17 protein-coding genes are annotated in these 18,418 nt (G+C 70.6%); 9 read left to right on the top strand and 8 right to left on the bottom strand.

Features of this window, described 5'->3' with window-relative positions:
* Positions 1–25: 25 nt before the first annotated feature.
* Positions 26–1,924: a streptophobe family protein gene (locus AC5WS8_RS23445; protein ID WP_496105569.1), complete on the bottom strand. Its 1,899-nt coding sequence runs from the start codon at positions 1,922–1,924 to the stop codon at positions 26–28.
* Between the two features lie 239 nt (positions 1,925–2,163).
* Between AC5WS8_RS23445 and AC5WS8_RS23440 the strand changes: the two genes are divergently transcribed.
* Complete coding sequence (locus AC5WS8_RS23440; RefSeq protein ID WP_496105418.1) at positions 2,164–4,680, top strand: FHA domain-containing protein; 2,517 nt, start codon at positions 2,164–2,166, stop codon at positions 4,678–4,680.
* 102 nt (positions 4,681–4,782) lie between these two features.
* On the opposite strand, the gene AC5WS8_RS23435 is transcribed toward AC5WS8_RS23440, so the two are convergent.
* From AC5WS8_RS23435 to AC5WS8_RS23425, 3 genes are all read right to left on the bottom strand, one after another.
* Complete coding sequence (locus AC5WS8_RS23435) at positions 4,783–5,499, bottom strand: transglycosylase SLT domain-containing protein (RefSeq protein ID WP_496105417.1); 717 nt, start codon at positions 5,497–5,499, stop codon at positions 4,783–4,785.
* A 305-nt stretch (positions 5,500–5,804) separates the two neighbouring features.
* Complete coding sequence (locus tag AC5WS8_RS23430; protein WP_496105416.1) at positions 5,805–6,896, bottom strand: S-adenosylmethionine:tRNA ribosyltransferase-isomerase; 1,092 nt, start codon at positions 6,894–6,896, stop codon at positions 5,805–5,807.
* Positions 6,893–7,588: an SDR family NAD(P)-dependent oxidoreductase gene (locus AC5WS8_RS23425; RefSeq protein WP_496105415.1), complete on the bottom strand. Its 696-nt coding sequence runs from the start codon at positions 7,586–7,588 to the stop codon at positions 6,893–6,895. Before AC5WS8_RS23425 ends, AC5WS8_RS23430 begins: the two co-directional genes overlap by 4 nt.
* Before the next feature lie 187 nt (positions 7,589–7,775).
* Between AC5WS8_RS23425 and AC5WS8_RS23420 the strand changes: the two genes are divergently transcribed.
* The 3 genes from AC5WS8_RS23420 (at position 7,776) to AC5WS8_RS23410 (ending at position 9,928) form a co-directional block, all read left to right on the top strand.
* Complete coding sequence (locus AC5WS8_RS23420) at positions 7,776–8,921, top strand: GAF domain-containing sensor histidine kinase (RefSeq protein ID WP_496105414.1); 1,146 nt, start codon at positions 7,776–7,778, stop codon at positions 8,919–8,921.
* Complete coding sequence (locus AC5WS8_RS23415) at positions 8,914–9,555, top strand: response regulator (RefSeq protein WP_496105413.1); 642 nt, start codon at positions 8,914–8,916, stop codon at positions 9,553–9,555. Before AC5WS8_RS23420 ends, AC5WS8_RS23415 begins: the two co-directional genes overlap by 8 nt.
* Before the next feature lie 130 nt (positions 9,556–9,685).
* On the top strand, positions 9,686–9,928 hold the full coding sequence (locus tag AC5WS8_RS23410) for a chaplin (RefSeq protein ID WP_496105412.1): 243 nt from the start codon (positions 9,686–9,688) through the stop codon (positions 9,926–9,928).
* Between the two features lie 214 nt (positions 9,929–10,142).
* Here the strand turns inward: AC5WS8_RS23410 and AC5WS8_RS23405 are convergent, their stop codons facing one another.
* Positions 10,143–10,976: an Rv1486c family protein gene (locus AC5WS8_RS23405; RefSeq protein WP_496105411.1), complete on the bottom strand. Its 834-nt coding sequence runs from the start codon at positions 10,974–10,976 to the stop codon at positions 10,143–10,145.
* Positions 10,977–11,127: 151 nt separating this feature from the next.
* Here AC5WS8_RS23405 and AC5WS8_RS23400 point away from each other — a divergent pair, with 151 nt between their 5' ends.
* From AC5WS8_RS23400 to AC5WS8_RS23390, 3 genes are all read left to right on the top strand, one after another.
* Positions 11,128–11,925 (top strand): ABC transporter ATP-binding protein, encoded by a 798-nt coding sequence (locus AC5WS8_RS23400; protein WP_496105410.1) that lies wholly within the window; start codon positions 11,128–11,130, stop codon positions 11,923–11,925.
* Positions 11,926–12,007: 82 nt separating this feature from the next.
* Positions 12,008–12,436, top strand: a complete 429-nt coding sequence (locus AC5WS8_RS23395; protein ID WP_496105409.1) for an NfeD family protein — start codon at positions 12,008–12,010, stop codon at positions 12,434–12,436.
* A 129-nt stretch (positions 12,437–12,565) separates the two neighbouring features.
* Complete coding sequence (locus tag AC5WS8_RS23390; protein WP_496105408.1) at positions 12,566–13,537, top strand: SPFH domain-containing protein; 972 nt, start codon at positions 12,566–12,568, stop codon at positions 13,535–13,537.
* A 70-nt stretch (positions 13,538–13,607) separates the two neighbouring features.
* Here the strand turns inward: AC5WS8_RS23390 and AC5WS8_RS23385 are convergent, their stop codons facing one another.
* Both AC5WS8_RS23385 and AC5WS8_RS23380 read right to left on the bottom strand, forming a co-directional pair.
* Entirely contained in the window at positions 13,608–14,114 is a 507-nt protein-coding gene (locus tag AC5WS8_RS23385; protein WP_496105407.1) for an HNH endonuclease, read from the bottom strand.
* A 164-nt stretch (positions 14,115–14,278) separates the two neighbouring features.
* Positions 14,279–14,818 carry a YbhB/YbcL family Raf kinase inhibitor-like protein gene (locus tag AC5WS8_RS23380; RefSeq protein ID WP_496105406.1) on the bottom strand — a complete coding sequence of 180 codons (540 nt, stop codon included), beginning with the start codon at positions 14,816–14,818 and terminating at the stop codon, positions 14,279–14,281.
* Between the two features lie 317 nt (positions 14,819–15,135).
* Between AC5WS8_RS23380 and AC5WS8_RS23375 the strand changes: the two genes are divergently transcribed.
* Positions 15,136–16,020 carry a class I SAM-dependent methyltransferase gene (locus AC5WS8_RS23375; RefSeq protein WP_496105405.1) on the top strand — a complete coding sequence of 295 codons (885 nt, stop codon included), beginning with the start codon at positions 15,136–15,138 and terminating at the stop codon, positions 16,018–16,020.
* 546 nt (positions 16,021–16,566) lie between these two features.
* On the opposite strand, the gene AC5WS8_RS23370 is transcribed toward AC5WS8_RS23375, so the two are convergent.
* Positions 16,567–17,349, bottom strand: coding sequence for a sporulation protein (locus AC5WS8_RS23370; RefSeq protein WP_496105404.1), 783 nt, complete (start codon positions 17,347–17,349; stop codon positions 16,567–16,569).
* 165 nt (positions 17,350–17,514) lie between these two features.
* On the opposite strand from AC5WS8_RS23370, the gene AC5WS8_RS23365 reads away from it, so the two are divergent.
* Positions 17,515–18,156 carry a DNA-3-methyladenine glycosylase gene (locus AC5WS8_RS23365; RefSeq protein ID WP_496105403.1) on the top strand — a complete coding sequence of 214 codons (642 nt, stop codon included), beginning with the start codon at positions 17,515–17,517 and terminating at the stop codon, positions 18,154–18,156.
* The last annotated feature ends 262 nt before the right edge of the window (positions 18,157–18,418 follow it).

Below are 18,418 nucleotides of genomic sequence, written 5' to 3'. Positions count from 1 at the left end.
GCGGCCGAGGTGGACCTCCGCCTCGTCAGGGCCGCCCGCGGGGCCGGTCGGGCGGCGGCGGGGGAGGTGGGGGAGGCGGTGGGGGCGGCCACCGGTCGGAGGACGACGGAGCCCGCCGGGCCGGCCGCTGCGGCGACTTGATCGGCTGGACCACGGTGGGCGCGCCATAGACATCGGCGGGCGGGGGCGGCGCGGAGTCCGGAGCCGGGCCGTCGGCCGGGGTGCGTTCCGGGGCGGCGCGGGCCGGGGTGCCTTCGGAGGTGGCGCCCTCCGTGACGCCGGATGGCTCGTTTCGGGGTGGCGTGGCTCCGCGCGGGGCGCTGCCACGCCGCCCGCCGCCCCCCGAGGCGCCGCCCGGCCCCGCGTCCTGCGGTTCGCGCAGTCCTTCCGGGAGCCGTAGGTAGGGGTTCGTGTCCGGGTTCGGCGGCCGGTACGGCCTGCTCGGGGTGTAGGGACCCCCTGTCTGCGGGACCGGCGCATGCCGCGGGAGCCCCGGCAGCCCCGCGTCACCCCGCGCCAGGGGCGCCGCCCGGCGCCCCGCCGCCCCCGTCCCACAGGCCAGCAGCGCCCCGGCGGCCCCCGCTGCCGCGCCCCACACCGCGCCCAGCAGCAGTGCCGGACCCGACTGCCCGTGTAACGTGATCGCCGCACCGAACGCGTCGAAACCGAGCACCGACAGCGAGGCGTCCACCGACACCTCCGCCAGCCGAACCAGCAGCGGCAGTGCCGCCGCCGTCACGAGCCCGAGCCGCAGCGCACACAGGCCTGCGAAGCCGAGCGGACCCGCGTCCCGTACGACCGCAGCGGACGGAACGCCCCCCGCTGCATCGCGGACTCGTACGAGTGGCGTACGCACCGCCGTCAGCACACCCGCGAAGAGCATCATGAGCGCGGCGGCGACGGCCAGCAGCCACACCCTGCCGTCCAGATCGGCCAGGCGCCCCACCGTGACCCGCTGGTCCGTCCCCACGCGCAGCAGTCGGTCCAGCGGGTCGGGCAGCAGTTTCACCAGGCCGCCGCCCGCCCTGCCGTCCCACGGCACGAACAGGCCCACCGCCACACCCAGCCACGTGCCGTTGGGCGCGCCGAGCAGCGCGGCCCCGGCGATCCGCGCCGGATGGTCGTCGCCGATCGCCGCGTACGCCGCGGCCGCGAGCCCGGCGGCCACCGCCACCAGCAACACCGTCACCAGGGCGGACGCGGCCGGACGCACCACCCGGTGCACCGCCTCCCAGCCGCGTGGCAGCGGTGTGCGCCGGGACGCGAGCAGCGCGATCGCCAGGACACCGGCCGCCCATGCGGCGCCCCCGAGCAACGTGGGCGCCGTATCGACGGTGAAGCCGACCGCGGCCCGCGCCCGGATCAGGTCGCCGACCCGGTCCGGCAGCAGCCCTCCGACGCCCCCGAGGCCGGGGATGCCGAGCCCGCCGCCGTCGCCGCCCGGCAGGCCGTCGAGCCCGAGCGCGCCCCCGTCGATGGTGACGACGTCATGGCCGGCCCATGCCAGACCGCCCAGCATCGCGACGAACAGCGCGACCACCGCTCCCGCGCGCACGAGGAGTTCGGGCAGCCCGACCACAACGCCCGCCGCACGCAGGGACCGCAGAAAGAACCAGCACAGAAGGAGCGCACCCACCAGGCTCACACCCAGTGGCGTGATATCGATGGCGGTGGCCGCCTGCACCCCTTTGAGTCCGAACGCCGACACGTTCCCGGACGGCGTCACCGTCCCGTTCGCCCCAAGGGCCACCACCGCCGCGGTCATCGGCCCGAGCGACCCCGCCGCGTCCGCCCGCAGCAGATGCAGCCCGAGCGCCGCCGTCCCCGCCATCCCGATCAACGCCCAGCTCACGGCTGCGACAGCGGACAGCAGGACATCCGTCCACGGCACCCTCCCACCGTCCCGCGCGGCCTCGATGCCCATCGTCAGCCCCCGATCCACGCCGAGGCAATCCACCGCGGATGTCCCCCCTCGCGTGGATTACCACTCTCCGACCGGGTTTCCGCCCCGTCAACGGCGCGCGTACCAGTGCGTCTACGCCCCTCCCGGTAGGCCCGACTTTCGGTCAGAGGGCCGGGCCTGAAATAGTTCCCCACGATGTTCGACATCCCTAGACTCCCCGTGATGGGGGCAATTCGGGGGACAACTCACTGGGGCATGGAGTGCCTGAACTCGTACTGGAATTGAACGGACGCAGCTGGACGCTCGACGCGTCCAGGACGTACACCCTGGGACGTGATCCGCAGGGGGACATCGTGCTCGACGACGCCAGGGTCTCCTGGCGCCACGCCACGATCAGCTTCAACGGCCGCGGTTGGGTCATCGACGACCACGGCAGCACCAACGGAACGTTCGTGCAGGGCCAACGGATCCAGCAGGTGGAGATCGGGCCGGGCTCGGCCGTGCACCTGGGCAACCCGACCGACGGGCCGCGCCTGACCCTGTCCGGCGCCCCCGCCGCCGTCGCCGCTCCGCAGGCCCGGCCCCAGCAGCAGCCGTATGCCGCCCAGGCCGCCGGTCCCGGCTGGGCCCAGCCGGCCGCCCCGCAGCCGCAGGCGCCCCAGCCCGCCTGGCAGCAGCCGCAGCAGGCGGCGGTGCAGATCCCGCAGCAGCAGGGCCCCGGTGGTGGCGCGGGGGCGCCGCCGGTCTACGGCGACCGCAGCCCGACCACGTTCCACCAGCTCGCGCTCGGCCGGGTGATGCGCATCGGCCGTGCGCTGGAGAACGACCTGGTGGTCTCCGACCTCCAGGTCTCCCGCCACCACGCAGAGTTCCACGCCACGCCCGACGGACGCTTCGAGATCCGCGACCTGGGCTCGCACAACGGCACGTTCGTCAACGGCATGCCGATCGGCAAGGGCGGCTCGGCGCTGCTCGGCCCGAACGACATCGTCGGTGTCGGACACTCGACGTTCCGTCTGGTCGGCGACCGCCTCGAGGAGTTCGTCGACACCGGGGAGATCTCCTTCTCGGCCCGCCACCTCACCGTCACGGTCGACGCCGGCAAGCAGATCCTCAAGGACGTCTCCTTCGGCGTCCCGGAGAAGTCGCTCATCGCGGTCATCGGCCCCTCCGGCTCCGGCAAGTCCACGCTGCTGAAGGCGCTCACCGGCTACCGCCCCGCCAACGAGGGCGACGTCCTCTACGACAACCGGAACCTGTACAAGCAGTTCGCCGAACTGCGCCAGCGCATCGGCCTGGTTCCGCAGGACGACATCCTGCACAAGGAGCTGAGCGTCAAGAAGGCCCTCACGTACGCGGCCAAGCTGCGCTTCCCGGCCGACACCACCGCCGCCGAGCGTGAGGCCCGCATCGACGAGGTACTGCGCGAGCTGAAGCTGGACGTCCACAAGGACAAGAAGGTCACCTCCCTCTCCGGCGGTCAGCGCAAGCGCGTCTCGGTGGCCCTTGAGCTGCTCACCAAGCCGTCGCTGATCTTTCTGGACGAGCCGACCTCCGGCCTCGACCCGGGCATGGACCGCGACGTCATGCAGCTGCTGCGCGGCCTCGCCGACGACGGCCGCACCGTCCTCGTCGTCACCCACTCGGTGGCCGAACTGGCGCTGTGCGACAAGCTGCTGGTGATGGCGCCGGGCGGTTCCGTCGCCTACTTCGGCCCGCCGGAGGAGGCCTTGAACTTCTTCGGCTACGAAACCTGGGCCGATGTCTTCTCCGCCTTCGAGAACTACCGCGACTACGACTGGGCGGGTCGTTGGAAGGGCTCGGAGCACTACCGGTTGTACGCCGCGGACATCGACGCCGTCGCCCCGCAATCGGTGCACATGCCGCCGCCGCAGGCGATCAAGCCGGCCAAACCGCAGAACTGGCTGTCCCAGCTCGCCACCCTGATCCGGCGCTATGTCGCCGTCATCGCCTCCGACAAGGGCTTCCTGGCACTGACCGTGATCCTCCCCGCGGTGCTCGGCGCGGTGAGCCTGCTCATCGACCACAACAGGGGTCTGCTGGTCAACCCGGTCAATCCCAGGACCGGCATCCACGTCCCGAACGGCACCGCCACCACGGTCCTGCTGATACTCGCGGTCGGCGCGTGCTTCGCGGGCGCCGCCAACTCGGTCCGTGAGCTGATCAAGGAACGGGTCATCTACGAGCGGGAACGCGCCACCGGCCTGTCCCGGTCCGCGTACCTGATGTCGAAGGTGTTCGTCCTCGGCGTCATCACCGTGCTGCAGGGCCTCATGGTCGGCCTGATCGGCTTCTCCAGCCGCGAGATCCCCGCGCAGGGCGTCGTCCTCGGCAACGCCACACTGTTGGAACTGTGCGTGCCGGTCATGGCGCTGGGCTTCAGCTCCATGATGTTCGGCCTGGTCATCTCCGCCCTGGTGAAGACCGCCGAGAAGACCATGCCACTGCTGGTCATGTTCGCGATCATCCAGGTCGTGTTCACCGGCTGCCTGTTCACCCTGCACGGCACACTCGGCGTCAACGAGTTCTCGTACCTGATGCCGTCCCGCTGGGCGGTCGCCGCCGCCGGTGCCACGCTGGACTTCAACAACATCGCGCCCAACACGGACGATCCGACCAGCACGGACCCGCTGTGGAACCACACGGCCGGGGCCTGGTCCCTGGACATGATCGCGCTGATCGCCCTCGGTGTGGTCTGCGGCTTCCTCGTGGCACGCTTCCTGCGCCGCCACGAGCCCGAGGTCATGCGCAAGTAACCGGCCGGCCCGTACGGCGCGGAAGGGCGGCACCCCGCAGGGTGCCGCCCTTTCCGGCTCCATGTGACCGCCTACGACGAGCGCGACCGAGGTCCGCGCGCCTCAGTACGCGCTGTTGACGTTGTCCATCGAGCCGTAACGGTGCGCCGCGTAGTTGGCGGCGGCGGTGATGTTGGCGACCGGGTCGTAGATGTTCCACGAGGTGCCGGGCACGTGGTAGGCGCGGAAGGTCGGGTCGATGACCTGGAGCAGCCCCTTGGAGGGGATGCCGTTGCGGGCGTTGACGTCCCAGTTGTTGATCGCCGACGGGTTGCCGGACGACTCACGCATGATGTTGCGGTACAGACCGTTGTACGAACCCGGGATCCCGTTCTGCCTCATGATGTCGAGGGACTGGCGGATCCAGCCGTCCAGGTTGTTGGCGTAGCTCTTCGCGGCGACCGGGTGCGCCGCGGGACGCCGCGCGGAGCGGTTCGCAGCCTGCCGCTGCGCCAGGCGCCGCTCGGCGGCCTGCTGGGCCTTCTGCTGGGCCGACTTCTTGACGGCATCCTGGGCGGCCTTCTGCTTCGCGGCGATGGCCTCGGCCTTCAGGCCCGCGGCGGCCATCTGGTCGGTGACGGCGACCTTGAGGGTCTTGACCGGCTGGTTGCCGACCGACACCGGGGCCGACGCGACGGCCGTCTCGTGCGCGGGGGTCTGCGCCTCGCTCGGCACGGCGGTGAACACGAGGGCCGCGGCACCGAGAGCGGCCGTACCGGCGATGGCGAGCCTGTGGGTCTGGGTGAGCGCACGAGCGCGACCGAGAATGTTCTTGGGCATTACTGATTGACCTCTTCGAATTGCGCGGAGGTCGCTCTGGCGCCGGCAGAAGAACGGGTGGTTCCAGCACAAGCGCCACGGGTATGAACCCGCGGCGCCGAGCGACGGAAGCAATTCTTAGCGGTCGCAAAATCGCTGGGCAAAGGTGTGACGTACTACCCGGGTTAGTCGGCCGAGGAAGGGCAAAACGGGGCAGATCGACCCTCCCACCCCGCTCACGAGTACCTTCTCGATCTCCTACCCTCCTTCGTACGTGACGTACGCCCTATGCGCGGGCTCACATTCGGGCCGCACTTGCCTCACCGTTAGTTGCTGAAGCAATGCTCTGTGTGATGGCCTTTCGGCGGCAGGATGAGATGGGTGTCACCGAATTCGTGCCACAGATACCCCCGGGCCAGCGCCTGCTCATATCCCCGGTCGATCGCCTCCCGCCCCGCGACCGCCTCCAGCATCAGCAGATGGGAGGCCTCCGGCTCGTGCAGACCGGTCAGCAGCCCGTCGACCACCCGCACCCCGCGCTCCGGCGTCACCACCAGATCGGTCCAGCCCTCCCGCGCCCGTACGACACCGTCGGCGCCCACCGCCGACTCCACGGCCCGCACGGCCGTCGTACCGACCGCGATCACCCGGCCGTCCCCCGCCCTCACCGCGCTGATCAGCCGAGCGGACGTCTCCGGCACCGCGAAACGCTCCGGATACGGCGGCTCGTGCGCCTCCGCCGACGCCACTCCCGTGTGCAGGACGATCGGGGCGAACTGCACGCCCCGGCTCACCAGCTCCGCGACCATCCGCGCGGTGAAGGGCCGCGCGGCGCTGGGCATCTCGGCGCTGCCCGCGCCGTCGGCGGACGGCAGCGCGAACACCGTCCGGTACGCGGCGAGCGGCTGGTCCCTGTCCGTATAGGAGTAGCGAATGGGCCGCCCGTGCCGGCCCAGCAGCCCGGACACGTCCGGATCCGACGGCCGGGCCCACCACAGGCGGCTGCTCCGATCCGACACGGGCTCCTCCAGGACCAGCCGCACCCCGCCGGGAAGGCACACGCAGGGAGCGCTCGCGCTGCCCGCACCGTTCGGTTCACGCGGGCGCGTGGTGCCCCTGCCGTCCGGCTCCCGCAGCTCGACGGCCCACCGCCCGTCGTCCCCGCGCGTCGAGAAGTGGACCACCACGCGCGTGTGCCCGATCCGCCCGTCCACCGCGGCCGCCAGCGTCGGCGAGGTGTTCACGACGAGCAGGTCCCCGGCCCGCAGCAGGCCCGGCAGCTCCGTGAACGCGTGGTGCGTGACCTCGGTGCCCCGTGAGACCAGCAGCCGCACCGAGTCCCGGTCCCGGCCCGGGCCCCTCTGCTCGGCGGGAACCCGTGCCGACAACTCCTCCGGAACCCTCAGCGTCGCCCTCACCGTGCCTCCAGCAGGGAGGGCGCACTGTAGCGGCCGTTCGCCGGACGTTCGTCCAGCAGCCGCAGGAACGCGGGCACCACGCTCTCCGGCGCCGGCCGCGGACCGGCGTCGTCCGGTACGGCCGCCGCATACAGGTCGGTGGCCATGTCCCCGGGATCCACCGCCCACACCCGCAACCCCGGCTCCTCCGCGCCGAGCACCGCCGCGAGATGGTCCAGCGCCGCCTTGGACGCCCCGTACCCGCCCCACGTCTGGTACGCCTCGGCCGCCGCGTCCGAGCTGACGGCGATCACCGTGCCCGCGGCGGACGCCCGCAACAGCGGCAGCGCCTCCTGCACCAGGCCGAGCGCGGCGACCGCGTTCACCTCCAGCGCCTGCCGCAGCCCGGCCAGGGTCAGCTGCTCCAGCCGAACCAGCGGCTCCGCGCCCAGCGCACTCGCGTTGTGCACCAGCAGATCCAGGCCGCCCAGCTTCCGGGCCGCGGTCACCAGGTCCGCACGGTGCGCGGCGTCCGTGACGTCCCCCGCCAGGGGCTCCACACGCGTCCCGTACCCCGCCAGCACCGCCGCCGTCTCCGCCAGGACCGGCTCGGTCCTGGCGTCCAGCACCAGATCCCAGCCGCGCCGTGCCAGCGCCGTGCCGAGCGCCCGTCCCAGCCCCTTCGAAGCCCCCGTGATGATCGCAACCGGCATGATGACCGTCCCCTGACTCCATGACCGCCGGTGATCGGCGGTGGCCTCACCGTAGGAACGGTCTCTGCCCGGCCGCCTCGGACGCGGGCCGCAACGCACCAGGGCCCTTGGCCCTAGGGCCGGGGTACCAGACGTGGCCGCCACGCGTCGGATACGGACTGTCACACCTCACCGGTACGGTGAGGTCATGAGCCATGGACCCCGGTCGGGCCTGTACGCGGTCAGCTCCGCGCTGCTGGCCATGAGCAGGCACCTGGAGGTGCGCGACGTCCTGAAGACGATCGTCGCCTCGGCCCGCGAACTGCTCGACGCCGAGTACGCGGCGCTCGGCGTACCGGACGACCACGGAGGCTTCGCCCAGTTCGTGGTGGACGGTGTCTCCGAGGAGCAGTGGAAGGCCATCGGCCCGCTGCCGCGCCAGCACGGCATCCTGGCCGCGATGCTGCACGAGGCGAGGCCGGAACGGCTCGCCGACGTCCGCAAGGACCCCCGGTTCGAGGGCTGGCCGAGCGCCCACCCCGACCTGTCCGACTTCCTGGGCCTGCCCATCCGCGACGGCGAGGAGATCATCGGCGCGCTGTTCCTGGCCAACAAGCGGTGCCCGAGACCAGGGGGAGGCTGCGGCTTCACCGAGGACGACGAGGAACTGCTGTCGATCCTCGCCCAGCACGCCGCGATCGCCCTCACCAACGCCCGGCTGTACGAGCGCAGCCGCGAGCTGACCATCGCCGAGGAGCGCTCCCGGCTGGCGCACGAACTGCACGACGCGGTCAGCCAGAAGCTGTTCTCCCTGCGCCTGACCGCCCAGGCGGCGGCCACCCTGGTCGACCGCGACCCCGGGTGGGCCAAGAGCGAGCTGCAGCAGGTGGCCGCGCTCGCCGCGGAGGCCGTCGACGAACTGCGCGCCGCCGTCGTCGAGTTGCGCCCCGCAGCCCTGGACGAGGACGGCCTGGTCGCCACCCTGCGCACCCAAATCCAGGTCCTCGACCGCGCCCACACCGCACGCGTGACCTTCTCCAGCCGTGGCGTACGCGCCCTGCCGGCCGCCCAGGAGGAGGCGCTGCTGCGCGTCGCCCAGGAGGCCCTGCACAACGCCCTGCGGCACTCCGGCGCCGAGCGGGTGGACGTCACTCTGGAGAAGCGCGGCCCGGGGGCCGTGCTGCGCGTCATGGACGACGGCAGCGGATTCGACCCCGGGGCGATACGCCGGGTGGGGCGCCACCTCGGCCTGGTCTCCATGCGTGACCGGGCGAGCGGGGTCGGAGGCGCGCTGACCGTGGAGTCGGAGCCCGGGAAGGGCACCACGATCGAGATGGAGGTCCCCGGTGGCTGACGCAATCAGGGTGCTGCTCGTCGACGACCACCAGGTGGTCCGACGCGGTCTGCGCACCTTCCTGGAGGTACAGGACGACATCGAGGTCGTGGGAGAGGCCTCCGACGGCGCCGAGGGGGTCGCCCGCGCCCAGGAACTGCACCCGGACGTGATCCTCATGGACGTCAAGATGCCGGGGACGGACGGCATCGACGCGCTGCGCAAGCTCCGCGAACTCGACAACCCCGCGCGCGTGCTGGTCGTCACCAGCTTCACCGAGCAGCGCACGGTGGTTCCCGCACTGCGGGCGGGCGCCGCCGGGTACGTCTACAAGGACGTGGACCCGGACGCGCTCGCCGGAGCCATCCGCTCGGTGCACGCGGGCCACGTCCTCCTCCAGCAGGAGGTCGCGGGCGCGCTGCTGTCCCAGGAGGAGGCGGCCACGGGCCAGGGCAGAACGGCATCCCTCACCGAGCGGGAGCGGGAGGTGCTGGCACTGATCGCGGACGGCCGCTCGAACCGGGAGATCGCCCGAGCGCTGGTGCTGTCGGAGAAGACGGTCAAGACCCATGTGTCGAACATCCTGATGAAGCTCGACCTGGCGGACCGCACGCAGGCGGCGCTGTGGGCGGTACGGCACGGGGCGAACGGCTGAGGATTCCGTTCCGGTCCGAGATTCATACTGTCGGGTGTATGTCCCCCGAGTGGCGCATCCTCGGTGGCTCCCGGGCGTTCTCCAATGCGTGCTGCGGACCTGCCGCAGTGATCGCAAGGAGGACTTGGAAGTGAAGAACCTGAAGAAGGCCGCAGCCGTGACGATGGTGGCCGGCGGTCTGCTCGCCGCCGGCACGGGCATGGCCTCCGCCCACTCGGCCCACGCCGACGGCAACGCCGCGGGCTCCCCGGGCGTGATCTCGGGCAACGTCATCCAGGCTCCGGTCCACATCCCGGTGAACGCGGTCGGCAACACGGTCAACGTGATCGGCGCCCTGAACCCCGCCTTCGGCAACCTGGGCCTCAACCACTGACCTCCGCAGACCTCATGTGCACCCCGGCCTCCCGGCCACCCGGGAGGCTTCGGGCACGTGGCAGCCGGGGCGAGGCACGACAGCCCGTCATGCGACCGAGGTCAGGCGATCTCAGCCCGTCCGGGTCTTGAGGACGAGGCCGTTCAGACGGACGGGGCCGGGGCCCGACCCCAGGGACGCCCGCCCCACGCCCGGGCAACGACCAACCCGGCGCTCACCCCCTCTCCCGCTGCTCCACGACGGAGTTGTACGCCGCGACCTGCGCCCGCCGAGCCGTCCGCTCCACCGGCCGCAGCGCCTGGGCCCGCGCCGCCATCTCGGACGCGCTCACCGCCCCGCCGTGCCCGTTCGCGTACGCCAGCGACAGTAGCAGAGCCACCCGCCGGGCCAGCTCCAGCACCCGCACCGCCCGCGGCGGATACCCGGGCGCCAGCACCTCCTGCCCCCGCCCGCCCTTCGCCCGGCCACCGCCCCTCAGCGAGTCGCTGCGCGCCGCCGCGTCGACTCGCGCCCGGTACGCGTCGATCGCCGCCTCCGCCACCGGCCCCGACCCCGCCACATCCAGCCGCGACAAGACCTCCGTCGCCTCGCGCAGCGCCTCCGCCAGCTCCCGCTCGGCCTCCCCGAGCGAGGGCACGTCGGCGGGCGGCGCCTCCCGCACCGGCAGGCAGTGCCAGACGACCTCCACGTGCAGATCGCCCTCCGGTCCCGCCTCGGACACCGAAGGCACCAGCCCGAAGGCGGCCCCGTAGCAGACCACCGCCTCCTCGGCCTCCAACGCCCGCGCGTTGAACTCCGGCGGACCGCTCAGCCCCAGCGGATGCCCCGGCGCGGGCAGCGCCACCCGCAGCCCGGTCACACCGAGCGCGCGCAGCCGCCCCAGTGCGAGGGTGAGACCGACGGGCGCCGACTCACCCGGCAGCCCCTCCACCCGGTGCACCGCGTCCTCCCCGGCGATGGCCGACGCGGCGTCGTCCGGTGAAACAAGTCCGGCCAAAAGGGCATTTCCCCATGCGGCCAGTCGTCCTGAGCGTGGTTCCGAGAGCATGCCCCCACCCTAAGGAGCCGACCTATGGAATGGCCCGGGCGACCGGTGGCGTAGATTTCGTGGGGGCTGCGCCCACCGGCGTGGCGGACCACGCCCACAGGCGTACGCGAGAGCCGACACAGGCCACACTGCAAGGGGAGACAACGCGCTCATGAGCGATGTTCTGGAGCTTCAGGACGTATCCGTGGTCCGCGAGGGCCGGGCTCTGGTGGACCAGGTCTCCTGGTCGGTCAAGGAGGGCGAGCGCTGGGTCATCCTCGGCCCCAACGGCGCCGGCAAGACCACGCTCCTGAACGTCGCCTCCAGCTACCTCTACCCCAGCAAGGGCACCGCCACCATTCTCGGTGAGACCCTCGGCAAGCCCGGCACCGACGTCTTCGAACTGCGCCCCCGCATCGGCGTGGCCGGCATCGCCATGGCCGACAAGCTCCCCAAGCGGCAGACGGTGCTGCAGACGGTGCTCACCGCCGCCTACGGCATGACGGCCGGCTGGCAGGAGGAGTACGAGGACGTCGACGAGCAGCGCGCCCGTGCCTTCCTCGACCGCCTCGGCATGAGCGAGTACCTCGACCGCAAGTTCGGCACCCTCTCCGAGGGCGAGCGCAAGCGCACCCTCATCGCCCGCGCCCTGATGTCCGACCCCGAGCTGCTGCTCCTCGACGAGCCCGCCGCCGGCCTGGACCTCGGCGGACGCGAGGACCTGGTACGCCGCCTCGGCCGCCTCGCCCGCGACCCGATCGCCCCCTCCATGATCATGGTCACCCACCACGTCGAGGAGATCGCCCCCGGCTTCACCCACGTCCTGATGATCCGCCAGGGCAAGGTGCTCGCCGCAGGTCCCCTGGAGCTCGAACTGACCTCGCGCAACCTCTCCGTCTGCTTCGGGCTCCCGCTCGTCGTCGAGCAGGTCGGCGAGCGCTGGACCGCCCGCGGTCTGCCCCTGTCCTGACCCCCCGAAACCTCCGCCGGAAGCCGTCCCCGTCGCGCTGTGCGCCCTGTGCGCGACCATGTCCGCGTCCTACCATGACCGTGTGGACATCGACGCGTGGGTGTGGTGGCTGATCGGCGCGGCGGCGCTCGGCATCGGACTCGTGATCACCGCGATGCCGGAGCTCGGGATGCTCGCGGTGGGCGCCGTCGCGGCGGCCGTGATCGGTGGCCTCGGCGGCGGCGCGGTCTTCCAGGTCGTCGTGTTCGCCGTCGTCTCGGTGGCCCTCATCGCCGTGGTCCGGCCCATCGCGGCCCGCCACAGCGCCCAGCGGCCCCAACTCGCCACCGGCATCGAGGCGTTGAAGGGCAGGCAGGCCGTCGTCCTCGAGCGCGTCGATGCCGGCGGCGGCCGCATCAAGCTCGCCGGCGAAGTCTGGTCGGCCCGACCGCTGGACAGCGAACTCGCCTACGACGTGGGCCAGGAAGTCGACGTCGTGGACATCGACGGGGCAACGGCGATCATCATGTGACCTCGAAGGACGCAACTGCGCCGAACAGCCCCCCAGGTACGCGACGGTCTGTCACACTCGACCAGCAAGATCTTCAACAACCGTAAGATCCCACAGGCGCCGAGGCGGAGAAGGAAGCAGGGAATCACGATGGGACCGGTCGTCATCGTCCTGATCATTCTGGTGGTGTTGGTCTTCATCGCCCTGATCAAGACGATCCAGGTCATCCCCCAGGCGAGCGCGGCCATCGTCGAGCGCTTCGGCCGCTACACACGGACACTGAACGCGGGCCTCAACATCGTGGTCCCGTTCATCGACTCCATCCGCAACCGCATCGACCTGCGTGAACAGGTCGTACCGTTCCCACCGCAGCCGGTGATCACCCAGGACAACCTGGTCGTCAACATCGACACCGTCATCTACTACCAGGTGACCGACGCCCGGGCCGCCACCTACGAGGTCGCCAGCTACATCCAGGCCATCGAACAGCTCACCGTCACCACCCTGCGCAACATCATCGGCGGCATGGACCTCGAGCGCACCCTGACCTCCCGCGAGGAGATCAACGCGGCCCTGCGCGGTGTCCTCGACGAGGCCACCGGCAAGTGGGGCATCCGCGTCAACCGCGTCGAACTGAAGGCCATCGAGCCTCCGACCTCCATCCAGGACTCGATGGAGAAGCAGATGCGCGCCGACCGTGACAAGCGCGCCGCCATCCTCACCGCCGAAGGCACGCGCCAGGCCGCCATCCTCACCGCCGAGGGCGAGAAGCAGTCCGCGATCCTCAAGGCCGAGGGCGAGGCCAAGGCCGCCGCCCTGCGCGCCGAGGGCGAGGCCCAGGCCGTGCGTACGGTCTTCGAGGCGATCCACGCCGGCGACCCGGACCAGAAGCTGCTCTCCTACCAGTACCTGCAGATGCTTCCGAAGATCGCCGAAGGCGACGCCAACAAGCTCTGGATCGTGCCCAGCGAGATCGGCGACGCCCTCAAGGGACTGTCCGGCGCCATGGGCAACTTCGGTCCCCTGGCAGGTGGTTCGGGCGGCAGCGGCGGTTCTTCCGGCTCCTCCGCCACCAACGGCGGCACGGGAGCGGAGCGCCGCGAGAAGCCGTCCATCGACTGACACGGCCTTCCCACGAGCCGGGGCCCGCCTTCCAGGAAGGCGGGCCCCGGCCGACGTACTCGCGTCGGAGCTACGCCGCGCTGTGCGACAGCCACTCCGGCAGTGCCTCGAAGTCGTCGTGCCCGAGGGCCAGCAGCATCGCGTCCGCGGGCGTCGGCTCGAACGGCTGCCGCAGCAGCGTCATCCCGGCCTCCTCCGGAGTCCGGTTCGCCTTGCGGTGGTTGTCCTCGGCACATGCGGCGACTGTGTTCAACCAGGTGTCGCCACCACCCTGCGACCGCGGCACCACGTGGTCCACCGTCGTCGCCCGCCTCCCGCAGTAGGCGCACCTGTGCCGGTCCCGTACCAGGACACCCCGCCTCGACCACGGAGCTTGTCTTCGGAACGGCACCCTTACGTATCTGCACAGCCTGATGACCCGGGGCACCGGTATGTCCACATCGGCGCCGCGCATGCGGAGTTCCGGGTGGGCCTGCTCGACGACGGCCTTGGCCTGCAGCACCAGAACGACGGCTCGGTTCAGCGTCACCGTCGACAGTGGCTCGAAGCTCGCGTTCAGCACCAGCGTGTCACGCATCCGGCCCACCTCCTGTGTGCACCTGCCCACCCCCCTGGCGGGCTGGATCAACTCTGGCCGGGCACGCCGAGATGGACAACGCAATAAAAAGTGCCCGCCTCTGATCAATTCCAAGACCAGAGGCGGGCAAACGTTCAATGAACGCCAGTCTTACGGGAGCCGCGTCAGCCCTCGGCCGGATTCTCGTACTCGCCGATGAGCTGCGCGCGCGCCAGCGTGTGGAACCGCAGGTTGAAGCCGACCACGGCGGGAGAGGCGTCCGAGCCCGGACCGAGCTTCTCCTGATCCACGGCGTACACCGTGAACACATACCGGTGCGGCCCGTCCCCGGGCGGCGGCGCGGCACCGCCGAAGTCCTTCGTGCCGTAGTCGTTGCGCGCGTGCACCGCGCCCTCGGGCAGTCCCTCGAACTTCCCGCTGCCCGCACCCGCCGGCAGCTCGGTGACCGAGGCCGGGATGTCGAACAGGACCCAGTGCCAGAACCCGCTCCCCGTCGGGGCGTCCGGGTCGTAGCAGGTCACGGCGAAGCTCTTGGTCTCCGGCGGAAAACCCTCCCAGCGCAGCTGGGGCGAGGTGTTCCCGGCCGAGTGGACCTGAGCGTCCTTGAGCCTTGCGCCCGCTTCGACGTCCTCGCTCGTCACCGTGAACGACGGCACGGGCGGGTGGAAGTCATGCGGCAGCGGCGGCCTCTTGAGCTCGGTCACCTCGGTACCTCCAAGTCAGTGAGCCGTTCCCGACCCGGCAACGGCTGCCCAGTTGGCGCGGGACGGCGTTGCGGAAGAAGTGAAGCTCCTGGTCGCCGTCGACCAGGATCAACTGTCCGTCAGGAGCTTCAGGTGCCTGTGTACCCATCGGGGGATCGATCTGTCCAATTCGGCCCCGCGCTTCCGACCGGCCTGCTCGCGCATGTGTTCACGGTGGTGGTCGATGCGCGGCGAGGATCGCATTCGTCATCAAAACAGAACCCGGAAGCCCTTTCGAAAGTTTTTCTTTTGTGATATTCTGTCAGATTGTTGGGCTAATGTCCGGCACCATGATGAACAAGGGACAACCCAGTCGGACAGCTCTCATGTCGGCCGCGGCACGCGCCGCACACCTCCTCGTCGACAAGACTCCCGCGATCTTCGCCGACACCCTGGCGCAGACCTTCCTGGGTGAGCGTGCCGAAGAACTCCTCGGCTACCACAAGTCCTACGGTGGGCACCCGGTCCTGTCCGGCGCGCGGACGACGGCCGTTACTCGCAGCCGCTACACCGAGGACCGACTGGCCGAGCTGGCCGGCCGAGGCGTCGACCAGTACGTGATCCTCGGTGCGGGACTGGACTCCTTCGCCTACCGGTCGGAACTGGTCGACGACGTGCGGGTGTTCGAGGTGGACAAGCCGGCGACCCAGCACTGGAAGCGGGCGCTGCTGGTTGAGACGGGGACGACGGTGCCACCGTCCGCCTCCTTCGTCCCGGTCGACTTCGAGAAGGAGTCCGCCCGATCACTTACCGAGCACCTCGTGCGGGCCGGCTTTGACCCGGGCCGACCCGCACTGGTCAGCTGGCTCGGAGTCACGATGTACCTGACCTCGGAGGCGATCAGGCAGACCCTGGCCGTCATCAGCGGCTTCGCACCCGGCACAGAGCTCATCGTGGAGCACCTCCTCCCGGCCGGACTCCGCGACGAGGCAGGGCAGTCATATGCGGAGAGCGTCATGGCTGCGGCGGCCGAGCAGGGCGAGCCCTGGCAAACGTTCCTCGGCATCGAGCAGATGGACGCCCTCCTGCTTGAGCACGGGCTCCAGCCGATCGAGTACGCCCGGCAACGCGAGACGATCGATCCTGCGGAGTGGGAACGTAACGACGCGCTCCGCCCGTTCGAGTTGTCCGTCCTCGCCCGTGCGAGCGTCCCCGGCCGCTAGGCGGTCCCAGCCCGGCAGGCCGGGCTGGCTCATTGATCTGGTGGCTGTTGGGCCGACAGGCTGCTCCCAGGAGCGGATCTCGGAGGTGGTCGTGGGGCGCCGACCGAGTGTGTTCGTCCGGCCGGTGAGCAGGGAGGAGGGCCGGATTCTGCAGCGGATCAGCCGGACCGCGAAGGACCCGGTCAAACTCCGCCGGGCGATCGTGGTGCTGATGTCCGGCCAAGGGCCAGACGGTCGGGACATCACCGTGCTGACGCAGGTCGGCGAGGACTGCGTCCGCGATGTCCTCCACGCCTTGAATGAGCAAGGGGCTGGACGCGCTGGACCCGAAATGGAGCGGGGGGACGTCCCAGGACGATCAGTGACCAGGTACGCGAGCTCAGCTGCCTGATCACCCGGACGTCCCCCGCCGACTGGAAGATCACCGCGTTCTCCACCTGGAGCCGGGGCTTTCGGCCGGTGCGGCGGGTGGGGGTCCCCCCTGCTCGAAGAGCTTGGGGGAGCGTGCCGGGCGTCGCGACGGGGCGAACGTCGCCTGATGCGGCACTAGAACCAGCTGCGCCTGCTGCCGACCTCGGACAGCCACTGGTGGAGGTACCCCGCCCAGTCGGTGCCCTGGAAGTCGTTGAGACCGACCTTGAAGGCCCGGTACGAGTCGCTGCCCTCGCTGAACAGCCCGGGCTTCTTGTCCATCTCGAGGACGACGTCCATCTCGTACGCGTCGGCGACGAAACTCAGCTCGACCTGGTTCAGCCCCCGGTACTGCGACGGCGGGAAGAACTCGATCTCCTGGTAGAACGGCAGCGTCTGCCGCGTACCCCGGATGCGCCCGCGCTCCATGTCCGCGCTCTTGAAGCGGAAGCCCAGCTGGATGAACGCGTCCAGGACCGCCTTCTGCGCCGGCAGCGGGTGCACGTTGATCGGGTCCAGGTCGGTGGAGTCCACGGCCCGCGCGATCTCCAGCTCGGTCGTCACCCCGATGTGCATTCCGCGCAGAGCCTGCCCGTCGATCATGGTGATCGGGGTCTCCCAGGGGATCTCCAGTCCGAACGGCACGGCGTGCACCGCCCCCGCCCGGAGCTCGAAGGCCCCACCGAGCCGGACCTTCGTGAACTCGATGTTCTGGTGGTACTCCTCGTCGCCGCTCTCCACCTCGACCTTGGCCCGCAGACCGACGTTCAGGCCCTCGATCGCCTGGTCGACGGACCCGCCCTGGATCCGCACCTCGCCCTGGACGACACCGCCCGGCACCGCGTTGACCTCGGTCAGCACCGTCTCGACCGACGCTCCGCCGGCTCCCAGACTCGCGAGCAGTCGCTTGAACCCCATGAAATCTTCCCTCCCGGGCAACGCCGTGACCCGTAGCCCCGCAGATCCGTAGACACGCGATTCGGCCAGGAGCCGGTTCCGCGCCCCGATCCCTGCGACCCTTACAAGGACGAGGACCCTCGGCCACCCTTGGGCACACACCCATCTGGACTACGCTCGTACGCCATGATCGCGCCCCCCGACCGTACGCCCCTTCCCAGGGAGTTCTTCGACCGGCCTGTGCTCGAGGTCGCCCCCGGCATCCTGGGGCGCATCCTCGTCCGCACCACGCCGGACGGTCCGATCGCGGTGCGCCTCACGGAGGTCGAGGCGTACGACGGCCCCAACGACCCCGGTTCTCACGCCTACCGCGGCCGCACACCCCGCAACGACGTGATGTTCGGTCCCCCCGGTCACGTGTACGTCTACTTCACGTACGGCATGTGGCACTGCATGAACCTGGTGTGCGGACCGGTCGGCAGGGCGAGCGCCGTACTGCTTCGCGCCGGCGAGATCATCGAAGGTGCCGAGCTCGCCCGGAAGCGTCGCCTCTCGGCCCGCAATGACAAAGAACTAGCCAAAGGTCCCGCCCGCCTCGCCACTGCCCTGGGTGTGGACAGAGCCCTCGACGGCACGGATGCCTGTGCCGCGGGCGAGACCCCGCTGCGCATCCTGACGGGTACTCCGGTGCCGTCTGACCAGGTACTGAGCGGACCACGCACCGGCGTCGCCGGCGACGGAGCCGTCCATCCATGGCGCTTCTGGGTCGCGAACGATCCCACGGTGAGCCCCTATCGGGCCCACACGCCTCGACGACGCCGAAGTTGACGCGTCCCTGGAGGATGCGTAACGTATCCCGAGCCGCTGGAACGGTTACGGCGTTCAGCCAGCAGCCGAGGCGGCCAACCCACTACCTGCAACTTCCTCTCAGAGGGCGGATTCCGGCGTGCTCGCATGCCCGAAATTCAAACTCGGACAACTCGATTATGAGTTACGAGCGGGAATCGGCTAACGTAGTGAATGTCGAAGAGTCGGGGCCGAAAAGCCCGGGCCAAAGGCAATCCCGCCGGCCGGGAATCGGATCGAGAAG

Source organism: Streptomyces sp. PTL18 (genome assembly GCF_059510295.1).
This window is presented reverse-complemented; position numbering and strand designations above follow the sequence as displayed.